The following is a 13026-nucleotide window of genomic DNA, read 5'->3' on the forward strand; positions in this document are numbered from 1 at the left end:
AGCAAATCCTTCGGTTAACGCACAGACTATATTTTCATTCTCAGCTGTGATGGCATTTCATGAGGCGTTGAAAACTACATAGATTGCGTATTGATCCGTATCTTCATATTGGCCCATTGACAATATGAAAGGACGGGTCAACAATGAAAAATCGAGTTTGCACATTATATCGTGTTTCCACCGACAAGCAGGTGGATCATAACGATAAAAACCAAGCTGACATTCCCATGCAGCGGAAAGCCTGTCATGCCTTTTGCGAAAAGATGGGCTGGGTGATTGTCCACGAGGAACAAGAGGAAGGTGTTTCCGGCCACAAGGTAAGGGCGGAAAACCGGGACAAGCTGCAAATCATCAAGGAACTGGCAAAGCAGAAAAAGTTTGATATTCTGCTGGTGTTCATGTTTGACCGCATCGGGCGTATCGCTGACGAAACGCCTTTTGTGGTGGAATGGTTCGTAAAGAACGGGATCGAGGTATGGAGCACCCAAGAGGGAGAGCAACGCTTCGATAGCCACACGGACAAGCTCACCAACTACATCCGCTTTTGGCAGGCTGACGGTGAAAGCGAAAAGACTTCTATCCGTACCAAAACCGCATTGGGCCAGCTCGTTGAGGGCGGCGGTTTCAAAGGCGGCCTTGCTCCATACGGCTATGACCTTGTGAAAAGCGGGCGTTTCAACAAGCGCAAGCATGAGCTCTACGATCTGGTAGTCAACGAAACCGAGGCCGCCGTGGTGCGGATCATTTTTGACAAGTATGTGCATGAGGGCTTCGGCGCTCAACGGATTGCCACCTACTTGAACAAACAGGGCTACCGGGCGAGAACGGGTAAGATGTGGCACCACGCCAGCATCCGTGGCATTGTCTGTAATCTCACCTATACGGGCGTCCTGCGGTGTGGGGAAAGCCGCTCCCAAGAGCTGCCCCACCTGCAAATCATTTCGCCGGAGCTGTTTGAAGCAGCCCAGCATATCCGTACTTCCCGGGCCAACAGCGCCGAACAAGAACGCCATATCCCGCTGAACACCCGGGGCAACTCCCTTTTGGCTGGGAATGTGTATTGCGGTCATTGTGGGGCGAGGCTGTCCCTCACCACCAACGGCAAGGCTTATCCCTGCAAGGAAGATCCCAATCGGGTGGTGAAGCGTGTGCGGTATGTCTGCTACGGGAAAACCCGCAAGCAGACCGACTGTGACGGTCAGACGGGCTACACGGCCCATATCCTTGACGGGATCATTGATAAGCTGGTGCGCCAGATCTTTGAGCGCATGAAAGCGATCCCCAAAAGCGATATAGTCAATATCCGCTACCGGGAAAAGATGGAGGAACGGAAAAGCCTGCTCCATAGCGTCCGGGCGGAATACGCCAAGGCCGCTGCTGACCTTGAAACGCTGAAAGGCGAGGTTATCAAGACCATCCGTGGGGAGAGCACCTTTTCCAAGGAGCTGTTAAGCTCTCTGATTGCCGAGGCCGAGGCCAAATGCCAGGAGCTTCAAGAGAACATGGAAATGGCACAGGCGGCCTATGACGAAGGGAAAACGGTGCTTGCTTCGCTGAACGCCCAATATGACGATATAATCTCATGGGCGGAAATGTACGACACGGCCAGTATGGAGGCCAAAAAAATGATCGTCAACTGCTTAATCAAGCGGGTGGATGTCTACCGGGACTACAAGCTGCACATTGATTTCAATATCGACTTTGAGCAGTTCTGCGGCGGGCTGGACATCGTGACGATTGCCGCATAAAAACAAAACCTCGCTTCCTTTCGGAAGCGAGGAAAAGTTCTTTCCCTTGAGATGGTGGAGATAAGCGGGATCGAACCGCTGACCTCTTGAATGCCATTCAAGCGCTCTCCCAGCTGAGCTATACCCCCAGATGTGGGAAAGAACATTTATTTAGTTTTGTTGAGGGGTGTGTAACCGCTTCAACCGGGCTCCCAGCTGAGCTATACCCCCATGATTGACTTGTGGTCCGCGCTTGTCCCGTGCGGAACGAATGTAATAATACCAGAGGCGGCCGGAATTGTCAAGCGTAAATTTCAGAAATGCGAAAAAATCTTTTTCCTCTCCACCTCCTCCGGCCTGATTGATTTTTCCACGGTGCTGGCCTATAATAAAGGTCCCGGCGGAAGGCATCCCGCCGCCGGGAGCGCGCCCGACGTCCCGCCCTCCGGGCGGCCGCCAGCGGCTGCGGCGTCCCCCGCCTGCCGGGGGGAACATTACTCTATCTGCGCCGCCCAGCGCGGCGGAACGGGGGATTTACATGAGATATCATACCGCGGTCTTTGACCTGGACGGCACCCTTCTGAACACCCTCCAGGACCTGGCCGACAGCACCAATTACGCCCTCGCGGTCAACGGCCTGCCCGGCCGCAACCTGGACGAGGTCCGCTGTTTTGTGGGCAACGGCGTGGGCAAGCTCATCGCCCGGGCTGTGCCCGAGGGCACGCCGGAGGCCCTGACCGCCAAATGCCTCAGCGATTTCCGGGCCCACTACTTTATTAATATGGAGAACAAGACCGCTCCCTACCCCGGCATCACGGAGATGCTCTCCCGCCTGGGCCAGGAGGGTTTCCATCTGGCCATCGTGTCCAACAAGTTCGACAGCGCCGTCAAGGGCCTGTGCCAGACCTACTTTGAGGGTTTGATCCCGGTGGCCATCGGCGAGTCCCAGGGCGTGGCCCACAAGCCCGCCCCCGACACCGTGTTCAAGGCCCTTCAGGAGCTGGGCGTACCCGCCGAGGGGGCCGTGTACATCGGCGACTCCGACGTGGACATCGCCACCGCCCGCAACGCGGGCCTGCCCTGCATCTCGGTGAGCTGGGGCTTCCGGGACAGGGACTTCCTCCTCTCCCACGGCGCCACGGAGATCGTCTCCAACCCCCAGGAGCTCTACGCCGCCCTCACCGACGAGAAAGAGCGCTGAACCAGGGAGTATAAAACGCGCGGAACCGCTTTACCGGTTCCGCGCGTTTTTTCTCGTTATCCCCGCAGCAGGCGGGACAGTACGCCGGTGTGCAGCTCCACCGCCTTGTGGGGGCACAGCTCGTGGCAGCAGTAGCAGCGGATACACTTGCCGGTGTTGATCCGGGCCCGGCGGTTCTTCACGGCGATGGCCTTCACCGGGCAGGAGGCGGCGCAGATGCCGCAGCCCACGCAGGCCTCGGTCATCCGGGGCGTGGCGGACAGGGCCCGCCGGGCCAGATCCACCAGGGGGTTGAGCGCCGCCGGCAGCCCCACCATGTTCCCCTTGGGCGCGGGGGGCAGCCTGTAACCGGGCACCGGCAGTTCAGTCTTGTCCAGGCCGATGAGCTCCACCTGGTCCAGGTCCACCGGCCCCAGCTCCCGCTGCTCCGCCGCCAGCAGCAGCGGATTGTCGGCCTTTCTCAGGCCCATGACGGCGCCGGCGACCACGTCCAGCGCCAGGGGGTTCTCCGATGCCAGCAGCAGCCCCACGGGCCGGGGCGTGCCGGAAGCTCCTGGGCCAGCCCCTTCCATGCCCACTACCGCGTCCATCACCGACAGCCGGGGCGCCGCCAGAGCGCACAGGTCCAGCAGCATGTGGGCGAACTGCTCCTTGCTCTGGAACCGGGTGTGGCACCCGGCCTTGGCCAGACCGGGGATCAGGCCGAAGGTGTTCTTCACCGCGCCGGTCATCATCATGAACATATGGGTCTTCAGCTTGCACAGGTTGATAATTCCGTCGGCCTGAAAGGGGGCGGACAGCACCTCAAAGGAGCGCACCAGCTCCCCCTGGGGGAAAGAGCGCTGTTCCCGGCTCATGTCGTAGTTGAGCACCGCCCCGGACTGCCGGGCGGCCTCCGCCATGCCGGTGACGCTGTAGAGCTTCTCCAGTGCGGCGGGGCTGTTCTGCCAGTGGCCGCCGCCGGGGCTGTCCAGAATGACCGCCTTTGCCCCTGCCCTGGCCGTCTGGGCCGCCACCGCCGCCACCACCGACGGGTGGGTGGTCACCGCCCGGTCGGGGGCGATGGACTCCAGCAGGTTCACCTTCAGGGCCAGGGTCTCCCCTGCCTTGGCAAAGCGGCCCATGCCGCCCATCATGTCCAGCAGCGCTTCCAGCTTCTCGCCCGCCTGGGCGTAGTCGGTACAGCGCACCGCGTACACTTTATTGTCCATACATGTCATCTCCGCTCAGTATCCGTTTACCACCGCATCCAGCACCTGGGCTGCCACAGCGCCCGCCACATCCGCGCCGCTGCCGCCGTTCTCCACCAGCACCACAAAGGCGTAGGGCGTATCCTCGCCCCGCAGGAAGCCGGCGAACCAGGCGTTGGGGGCCTTGCCGCCCCCCACCTCCGCTGTGCCCGACTTGGCGCAGATGTCCATATTGGGGAAACGGGAGGCGCCGTAGGTCTCGGTGACGTTGCGGGCCATCATGTCGGCCAGGACCTCTGCCGTGTCCGACTCGATGAGGCGGCCGGTGGTGTGCTTGAAATAGGGCAGGCTCCAGCCCAGGCTGTTCTCCGTGCGGAGCACCAGCTGGGGCACCGCCGCCTTGCCGCCGCTGGCGATAGCCCCCATGTAGACCATCAGCGCGCAGGGGTTTACCGCGTCGCTGTACTGGCCCACGCCGGCCCAGCCCTGGTCGTTGACCGTGGCGCTGGTCAGGTCGAAGCGGCCCTTGGCGGTGGGAATGCCGCTGACCTGATAGCTGGAGGTCAGCCCCGCCTTCTGGGCGTAGGATGCCATCACCTCCGGCCCCAGCTCAGTGGCCAGTTCCGCAAACACGCCGTTGCAGGAGGAGGCCAGGGCCCCATAGATATCCATATCCCCATGGGCATAGGGGCAGGTGACGGCGCCCTCCCCCACCTGGGTGGAGCCGGTACAGGTCCAGCGGCGCTCAAACAGGTCGGGGATGTTCTCAATGGCGGCGGCCAGGGTGACCGTCTTGAACACCGAGCCGGGCACAAAGGTGCCCGACAGGAAGCGGTTGAGGTATACGCCGTCGTACTGCTCGTCCCCCTCCTCGATGACAGGCGGGTTGGCCGGGTCAAAGGTAGGGGTGGAGACCATGCAGAGGATCTCGCCGGTCTTGTAATTGTACACCCCTACCGCGCCCTTCCGGCCGTTCAGGGCGTTGTAGGCGATGTAGTTGTACCGGGCGTCCAGAGTCAGGTACAGGTCGTTGCCCGTGCCCTGGAGGCTGTAGGCGCCGGTGATGGGGTTGTAGCCGGACAGCTTGTCGGCAAAGGCCACCAGGGCCCCGGTGCCGATCTTGCCCGAGGCGTCCCCCACGGCGTGGAGGGTGGCCTTGCGGACGGTCTCGCCGTCGTAGTAGCACCGGTTGCCGTTCTCGTCGGCCCAGGAGAGCACGTCCCCGTCCCGGTCCAGCACCCGGCCCACCGAGAGCTGCCCGGCGCTGTTGTAGAGGTGGCGGTTGGCGGCCAGGGATACCCACTTGCCGCCGTAGAGCAGGTAGCGCAGGGCGTAGAAGCCCAGGCCCAGCACCAGGGCGGCGGCCAGAATCAGGCACACGCCCGCCCGTTTTTCAATCCGTTTCACGCCTGCTCATCTCCTTCCTCCCAGTCGCTTTCCTCCTCCGGCCTGACGGGCGCGGCCTGCCGCTTGCCCCGTTTTTTGGCGGGCAGGCGGATGGCAAAGCTGGCGTTCTGCCGGGTGTCGGTGGCCTTGAGGAAGGCCAGCAGGCCCCAGGAGCCCATCATGGCCGAGCCGCCCACCGACACAAAGGGGAAGGTGACGCCGGTGAGGGGCAGGATGTCCACCGCGCCGAACACGTTCAGGCAGGTCTGAACCACCATGAGCCCGGCGGCGCCGCAGGCGGCGATGGTGTAGAAGCTGGAGCGGCCCGCCCGGCAGGACCGGACCGCGAACACGGCCAGGGTGACGATGGCCACCACCGCCAAGGCGGCGATGATGAGGCCCCACTCCTCGCAGAGCATACCGAAGACCAGGTCGGTCTCAGAGGCGCTGACCCGCTGGAGCCAGCCCTCCCCCGCGCCCACGCCCACCAGGCCGCCGGAGGCGGCGGCGGACATGGTGCGGGTCTGCTGGAAGCCGCCGGAAGAGGCGTACTCCCAGGCGTGGCCCCAGGTGGCGAAGCGGCGGAGAATATAGGGCTTCAGGGTGACCACCACGGCGGCGGCGCCGATGCCCGCGGCGGTGATGAGGCCCAGGGTGGCCCAGTCGCCGGAGCGGAGGTAGGCGATGACCAGGAAGGCGGCGAAGAAGATGGCCGCGGTGCCGAAGTCGCTCATAATGGCCAGGCAGCCCATGCAGGCCCCGGTGAGGACGATGAACAGCCCCAGGTTCCGCTTGCGGAAGAGCCGGTCCAGGGTGGCGGCCCCGGCGAAGATGTAGCAGATCTTGGCGATCTCAGAGGGCTGGAAGGACATGCCCCCCAGCACGATCCAGTTTTTCGCGCCGTTGAGACCGGTGCCCAGCACCAGGGTGGCCCCCAACAGGCAGATGGCGGCGGCCGCCATGAGCCAGCGGATCTTCTTCACCCGCTCCAGGTCCCGCATGAAGAGCCCCAGCACCACGAAGAGGGTCAGGCCCAGCAGGATGGCGGCGAACTGCTTGAACAGCCCCGCCGGGTTCTTGGAGGCGGTGACCGCCAGGGAGAGGGTGCACAGGAAAAAGGCGATGGTCTCCATCTCGAAGCCCACCCGGCCTGTGGCTCGCATGAACATGAAGTAGCCCCACATGACGGCCATCAGGCACAGGTAGGTGGTGGGGATGGCCACCGAGGCCCCCTGCCCCTCGGCCACCACCAGCTGCACGGCGGTGAGGGCCTGAAACACGGTGAGCAGCACCAGCCCCAGCCAGGGGGACACGGGCCGCTGGGCCTTCCGGGCCTTCCTCCTGGCCTCCAGCTCCTCCTCGGACACGGCCAGCAGCACGGTCTCCACGCCCCCCAGGGCCAGCACGTCGCCGTAGGCCACGGGGGCCTGGCCCTCCACCTCCCTGCCGTTGACGGTGACGCCACCCTTGGAGTCCAGGTCGTACACCGTCCAGCTGTCGTCCTCCGCCCGGATGAGGGCGGCGTGCTGCCGGGACACGGTGGGGTAGCCCAGCACCACGTCGGAAGCCGGGGCCCGGCCCAGGATGTTCTCCCAGTGGGTCAGGGGCTCGCTGGCCCCGTTGGGCAGGGTGAGATAGGCCCATACCTCGGGCACATGGGGCACCGTCAGCAGGGACCGGTTGGAGCGGATGAGAATCAGCAGGGCCAGCACGGGAAGCACAAAGCGCACGATGGCGGTATACCAGGCCCCCAGCTCCGGATTGGCGGCCAGCAGGGCGGTCAGCTGGTCCAGCAGGGCCTGGGGCGATATTGCTGTGTTCACAGGCGGAACCTCCTCCTTTCAGGGACAGCGGTTCATGGATGGAAGATGGAGCGGGACCCTCGCCGCGCTCCGTTCCGACCATTATAGCACAAATCCCGGAGAACGCAAATTGAGATATGGCGAAAGAAAGAGCCCGGAAGCAGTTGCTTCCGGGCTCTCAGGCCGACGAAAAAGTCCAGGGACTTTTTCGGCAGCCTTCAAGATGCCGTTACTTTTGCACCGCACAGCGGCACAAAAGTCCTCGCTCCGCTATCCGCAAGCCTTGCACAGCAAGGCATTGCGGGGCATTCGATTCCACGCGAGGCGGGTGGCTGCCCCCTCGCGCTCCCCCGCCCTCCTCCAGCCGGTCGCTTTTGAACAGAGGTCTTGCAGACAAGCCAAGAGCCCGGAAGCGGTTGCTTCCGGGCTCTTGAGGGTCACGCGAAAAAGGCGTGGGCGCCGATGGTGGCCACATAGGGCCGGTTGCGGGAGGCCCAGCTGTTGGGCGCGGTGTAGGGGTTGACGAAGTAGAGGCTGGCGCCGGCGGTGTTGGCGCCGTCCAGGCACAGCTTCGCGGCAATCACGCTCTCGGCGTTGGGCTCCAGGTAGATGGAGCCGTTGGACACCGGGGTGAACTGATTGCGCTGGAACACCACGCCGTACACCGTGTTGGGGAAGAGGGGGCTGTTGACCCGGTTGAGCACCACATTGCCCACCGCGATCTTGCCCGCCAGGGGCTGGTTGCCGCTCTCGGCGTTGATGATGTGGGACAGCCAGTAGAGGCTGTCGGCGTTGTAGTACTGGTCGCCGGAGAGGATGGGGCCGGAGCCCGACTGGATAGCCACCGAGCCGGAGGCCTTCTCCCAGGTCACCGCAGCGCCCAGGGCCTGAGCCAGGGTGCGGATGGGGACCATGATGTTGCCATCCTGCAGGAGGGGGCCGCCCTCAAAGTAGAGGTAGCGGCCGTTGGCCACCAGGTAGGGCGCGCCCAGCTGGATGGTCAGCTCCAGGCCCTGGCCCCGGACCACCGCCCGGTCATTCTCCCAGGCCGCCGTGGCGTCGGGATACATGGCTTTGACAACGGGCCAGTAACAGACATAGGTGGTTCGGTTGACCACCATAGGGGCCACTTCCATCTGAAGGGCAGCGCCGTCCAGCGTGATGCTGGGGGTCTCCGTGGCTGCAGCCTGGCTGGCAAGGGCGAACACCAGCGCCAGACACATGGCTGCGGAAAGCAATCGCTTCTTCATGATAACATGTACTCCTGTTTCCTGTTTTCTGTTTTGTTGTTTTTTGTAACCGTATTGTAACCCCACTTTTCACATTTTGCAAGAGAAAGTTTTGTCAAAGGCTTGTTTCGAGCGTTTTTCATGCAATTTGACGGTTACAAATAGTAACGACTGTATGTGCGTTCATCTGGTATTTTACCCATTTATTATCATTTTATTTCAAAAAAAGGAAAACAAGCTCTTTTCAGCCCACGCACCCGCCCGTGTCATCTCCCTCTGCCGCCGCCCTGCCCCAGGTCCAAAACAGGGTCAATCCCTTGTCCCCCAAGGCTTTTCACTGCTCCCATTATTTCCCTTTCCTCTCTCCTCCGTCCAGACGCCGCCCGCCATTCCGCCCCTCTTCCCCGCTCTTGTAAGTTCCATTAATATACATATTCTGTATGAAACTTGTATAAATTCCTGTTTAAAACTGGAAGGTGCTGTCGGCTAACCTGTTTCCAAAAATTTTAAATCACAAATTGAAAAAATTTTCTCGTTTTCAAGCAAAAACACGCGGCCCGCCGGAAATTCCAGCGGGCCGCGGCCTGTAGAAAACAGACTTTTGTCTTGATTTATTCAGCGGTAAAACCAGTGGGCCCCGATGCGCAGCACAAAGGTCCGGTTCTCCATGATCCAGTGGTTGCTGGTGAGGGCGGGCGCCAGGAAATACAGGCTGTCCCCCGCCGCGTCGGCGCCGTCCAGGACCAGCCGGGCGGCCAGGACGCTCTCCGCCGTAGGCGTCTGATAGATGGTGCCGTTGCTCACCGGCTCAAACTGCCCGCCCCACCGGTCGTCAAAGATGACGCCGTAGATGGTGGCGGAGAAATCCCCGTGGGCCACCCGGTTGAGCACCACGTTGCCCACCGCGATCTTGCCCAGCAGCGGCTCCCCCCTGCTCTCGGCGGAGATGATGCGGGAGAGCCAATAGACCTCGTCTTCCTTATAATATAAGGAGGCGTCCTCAATGGCCCCGGTGCCCGAGGTGAGGAGCACGGTGCCCGTCCTCCCGTCCCAGTCCACCCGGGCGTCCATGGCCTTGGCCAGCACCCGCACCGGCACCAGCACCCGGCCCGACGCCGTCCGGATGCCGCCGGCTATGTACAGGGCCCGGCCGTTGGCCTCCAGATAGAGCGCCCCGGGGACGGCAGTCAGCTCCAGGCCGCTAGCCCGGACCACGGCCTGACCCTCCCAGGTCACCTGGGCGTCCTCCCGCAGGGCCTCCGCAGCCGAGCGCAGGGGCACGTAGGTGGTGCTGTTGACCACCACCGGGTCCACATCGCTCTCCAGCGGCACACCGTCCACCAGTACCTCCACCGCCCCCGCAGGCCCGGCAAACAGCAGCAGGCACAGGAGCAGCGTCACAATTTTTCGCAATTTGTTCACTTCCTTTGGCTGAATGATACCAAAATTGTAACCGATTCACCCCGGATGGCACAAGGCACAAGTTCTGGAAGCGGACAGCGAAAGGCGGGAGGCCAGTGCCTCCCGCCTTTTCATCCCCTATTCAAACAGCCCCCTGGGCACCACGATGTCGGTCCGGGGCACCCTGTCCCAGGAAAAATCCTCCGCCAGGGCGGCGGGGCTCACCGGCTCCGGCTCACTCTGAAGCCCGGCCACCACAGCCAGACGGCCCGTCAGCTCCTCCGGCGTCCACCGCGCCCGCAGGGCCCCCATGTCCAGGTCGTGGTCCCGCTTGGACAGGCGGCGGCCGTCCTCCGCCAGCAGAAGGGGCACATGGCGGAACTCCGGCAGCTCCAGGCCCAGCAGGTGGTAGAGATAGCACTGCCGGGGGGTGGAGGAGAGCAGGTCCATGCCCCGCACCACCTGGTTGACCCCCATGGCGGCGTCGTCCACCACCACAGCCAGCTGGTAGGCGTACACCCCGTCGGACCGGCGAATGATGAAGTCCCCGCAGTCCCGGAGCAGGTTCTCCCCGTACCGGCCCATGTGGCCGTCGGCCACGGTCCACACCTCATCGGGCACCTTCAGCCGCCAGGCGGGGCGGCGGCCCGCCTGCTCCAGCGCTGAGCGCTCCTCCGCCGTCAGATTCCGGCACCGGCCGCCGTACACCGCCTGGCCGTCCGACCGGTGGGGCGCACTGGCCGCCAGCCGCTCCGCCCGGGTACAGTAGCAGGGGTAGACCAGCCCCATCTCCTCCAGGCGGCCAAAGGCGGCGGCGTACTGCTGTGTGCGCTCGCTCTGGAGGTAGGGCCCGTCCGGGCCCCCTTTTCCGTAGCCCTCGTCCCAGTCCAGGCCCAGCCACAGCAGGTCCTCCGCCAGCTGCTCCGCGTACTCCGGACGGCACCGGTCCGGGTCCAGGTCCTCCATCCGCAGCACCAGGACGCCCCCCGCCGACCGCACCGACAGCCAGGCCAGCAGAGCTGAAAACAGATTCCCCAGGTGCATCCGCCCGCTGGGGCTGGGGGCAAACCGCCCCCGTATCATGCGCTCCATGTTCTTCCCTCTCTGTCCGCCGCCCTCCGGCGGCTTGCTCTCTGATATCGTGTATTTTACCACATACCCGCCCCTGTGACAACGACCGGCAGCGCCCGTCCCCCTTCGCTTCCCTGTTGTAATTTCCCCCGGTTTCTGCTATACTTTTCTTGTCGGACCGCCAGACGGCGGTCCCTTTTTCTGGAGGTGGAGCGCATGAATCCCATCCCCCGTCCCCCCGCTCCACCTGACGCCATCCGGGAGACCCCTGTGGTGGTGGCGGTCTGTGGCCCGGAGGGGTGCGGCAAAAGCTGGCTCATCCGCAGTGTCCTGCCCCGGCTCACCGTCGCGGGCGTCAAAACAGCCGTCATCAAGCGGGAAAGCCGTCCCCTGGACCCGTCCGGCCCCGACCGCTACTCCACCGTCTTCCGCCGGGCGGGCGCCAGCGCCGTGGGCGTGTTCGACGGGGAGCTGTCCATGGTGGTCCGCCGGAACAGGATCACCGAGCAGCACCTGATCGCCCAGTTCCAGGACGCGGACCTGATCCTCATGGAGGGCTTTGCCCGCAGCTTCTGGCCCAAGCTGGAGCTGGTGCGGAGCGGATTTTCCGATGTGCCGTCCTGCGACCTGTCCACCGTGCTGGCCCTGGTGACCGACCTGTCCCTTCCCCACTGCGACGTGCCCCAGCTGCCCTTTGACTGCCAGGCTGTGGCAGATTTTCTCCTGCGTTACTATTATCGTGAGATTGGAGTGAATGTTATGGAATCCTCTTCCGCCAACAAGACCGTCTCCGTCCCTGAGGGCGTGCTCCGGGCCGCCCTGATCACCGTCAGCGACAGCATCTATGCCGGCACCAGCCTGAACACCGCCGGCCCCGCCGCCGCCGAACAGCTGGTCAAGGCCGGCTTCGAGCTGGTGTCCACCACCCTGCTGCCCCGGGACCGGGCCATGCTGTCCGCCGAGCTCACCCGCCTGGCCGACAGCCGTCTGGCCGACCTGGTGGTCACCATGGGCGGCACCGGCTGCTCCCTCTACGACTGCACCCCCGAGGCCACCACCGATGTGACCGAGCGGGCTCTGCCCGGCGTATGCGAGGCCCTGCGCCGCGCCCTGGCCGACCTGTCCGACGGCGCCATGCTGGACCGCTCCACCGCCGGTATGCGGAAGCGGACCGTGCTGGTCAACCTGCCCGGCGGGTCTGAGCTGGCCCTCCCCTGCCTGGAGCGCCTGCTCCCCGGTCTGAAGGCCACGGTGGAGGCTATCCGCCAGGACGGCTGAGGATTCCTTCTCTCCTTATATATAATAGAAGCGGAGCCGCGTGTGCGGCTCCGCTTTTTTGTGGCGTGAAGCTTATTCCACCGTTACCGACTTGGCCAGGTTCCGGGGCTTATCGATGTCGCAGCCGCGCATGAGGGCCACGTAGTAGGCGAAGAGCTGGAGAGGCACCACGTCCAGGGAGGGCAGCAGCATGGGGTGGGTGTCGGGCACGGCGATGGCGTGGTCCACGGTCTTGGCCATCTCCTCCTCCAGAGACGCGGTGGTCACGCCCAGCACATCGGCGCCCCGGCTCTTCACCTCCACCACGTTGCTCATCAGCTTCTCGAAGAGCTTGCCGTAGCTGGCCAGGGCCACCACCAGGGTGCCCGGCTCGATGAGGGAGATGGTGCCGTGCTTGAGCTCGCCGGCGGCGTAGGCCTCCGAGTGGATATAGGAGATCTCCTTGAGCTTGAGGGAGCCCTCCAGGCCCACGGCGTAGTCGATGTTGCGGCCGATGAAGAAGATGGAGGGGTGGTTGAAGTAGATGGAGGCGAAATACTGGATATCCTCCCGGTGGGAGAGGATCTCCTCCATCTTGTCGGGGATGTTCTGGAGCTCCTCCACCACGGCGGCGTACTCCTCCGGGGTGATGGTGCCCATCAGGTCGGCAAAGCACAGGCCGATCAGGTAGATCACCGCCAGCTGGGTGGAGTAGGCCTTGGTGGTGGCCACGGCGATCTCCGGCCCGGCCCAGGTGTAGAG

The 13026-nt window shown here is 63.6% G+C and carries 10 protein-coding genes and 1 tRNA gene; 3 read left to right on the plus strand and 8 right to left on the minus strand.

Annotated elements, in window-relative coordinates; translation table 11 throughout:
* Window positions 1-143 precede the first annotated feature (143 nt).
* The gene (locus tag Q0K23_RS12020; protein ID WP_294522592.1) at window positions 144-1748 is read left to right on the plus strand and encodes a recombinase family protein; all 1605 of its coding nucleotides are present in this window, start codon (window positions 144-146) and stop codon (window positions 1746-1748) included.
* A 52-nt stretch (window positions 1749-1800) separates the two neighbouring features.
* On the opposite strand, the gene Q0K23_RS12025 is transcribed toward Q0K23_RS12020, so the two are convergent.
* Window positions 1801-1876 (minus strand) — tRNA-Ala (locus Q0K23_RS12025).
* A 389-nt stretch (window positions 1877-2265) separates the two neighbouring features.
* Between Q0K23_RS12025 and Q0K23_RS12030 the strand changes: the two genes are divergently transcribed.
* A complete protein-coding gene (locus Q0K23_RS12030; protein WP_294522595.1) occupies window positions 2266-2928 on the plus strand; it encodes an HAD family hydrolase in 663 nt (220 codons plus the stop codon).
* A gap of 56 nt (window positions 2929-2984) precedes the next feature.
* On the opposite strand, the gene Q0K23_RS12035 is transcribed toward Q0K23_RS12030, so the two are convergent.
* The 6 genes from Q0K23_RS12035 to gluQRS all read right to left on the minus strand — a co-directional run bounded on the left by Q0K23_RS12035 (window position 2985) and on the right by gluQRS (window position 11028).
* Window positions 2985-4139 (minus strand): DUF362 domain-containing protein, encoded by a 1155-nt coding sequence (locus tag Q0K23_RS12035; RefSeq protein WP_294522599.1) that lies wholly within the window; start codon window positions 4137-4139, stop codon window positions 2985-2987.
* Window positions 4140-4154: 15 nt separating this feature from the next.
* The gene (locus Q0K23_RS12040; protein WP_294522602.1) at window positions 4155-5525 is read right to left on the minus strand and encodes a penicillin-binding transpeptidase domain-containing protein; all 1371 of its coding nucleotides are present in this window, start codon (window positions 5523-5525) and stop codon (window positions 4155-4157) included.
* On the minus strand, window positions 5522-7327 hold the full coding sequence (locus tag Q0K23_RS12045; RefSeq protein ID WP_294522606.1) for an FtsW/RodA/SpoVE family cell cycle protein: 1806 nt from the start codon (window positions 7325-7327) through the stop codon (window positions 5522-5524). The genes Q0K23_RS12040 and Q0K23_RS12045 overlap by 4 nt, the downstream gene beginning before the upstream one ends.
* A 416-nt stretch (window positions 7328-7743) precedes the next feature.
* A complete protein-coding gene (locus tag Q0K23_RS12050) occupies window positions 7744-8556 on the minus strand; it encodes a cell wall hydrolase (protein ID WP_294522611.1) in 813 nt (270 codons plus the stop codon).
* Window positions 8557-9150: 594 nt separating this feature from the next.
* Window positions 9151-9948 carry a cell wall hydrolase gene (locus Q0K23_RS12055; RefSeq protein ID WP_294522614.1) on the minus strand — a complete coding sequence of 266 codons (798 nt, stop codon included), beginning with the start codon at window positions 9946-9948 and terminating at the stop codon, window positions 9151-9153.
* A 126-nt stretch (window positions 9949-10074) separates the two neighbouring features.
* Window positions 10075-11028: a tRNA glutamyl-Q(34) synthetase GluQRS gene (gene gluQRS, locus Q0K23_RS12060; RefSeq protein WP_294522618.1), complete on the minus strand. Its 954-nt coding sequence runs from the start codon at window positions 11026-11028 to the stop codon at window positions 10075-10077.
* Window positions 11029-11223: 195 nt separating this feature from the next.
* Here gluQRS and Q0K23_RS12065 point away from each other — a divergent pair, with 195 nt between their 5' ends.
* Entirely contained in the window at window positions 11224-12285 is a 1062-nt protein-coding gene (locus Q0K23_RS12065) for a molybdopterin-guanine dinucleotide biosynthesis protein MobB (RefSeq protein ID WP_294522620.1), read from the plus strand.
* A gap of 72 nt (window positions 12286-12357) precedes the next feature.
* Here the strand turns inward: Q0K23_RS12065 and Q0K23_RS12070 are convergent.
* Window positions 12358-13026, minus strand: a 669-nt coding sequence (locus tag Q0K23_RS12070) for an SIS domain-containing protein (protein WP_294522622.1), incomplete at its 5' end; no start/stop codon positions are given.

It is taken from the genome of uncultured Pseudoflavonifractor sp. (assembly GCF_944387275.1).
In the GTDB taxonomy this organism is placed as follows: Bacteria; Bacillota; Clostridia; order Oscillospirales; family Oscillospiraceae; genus Pseudoflavonifractor; species Pseudoflavonifractor intestinihominis.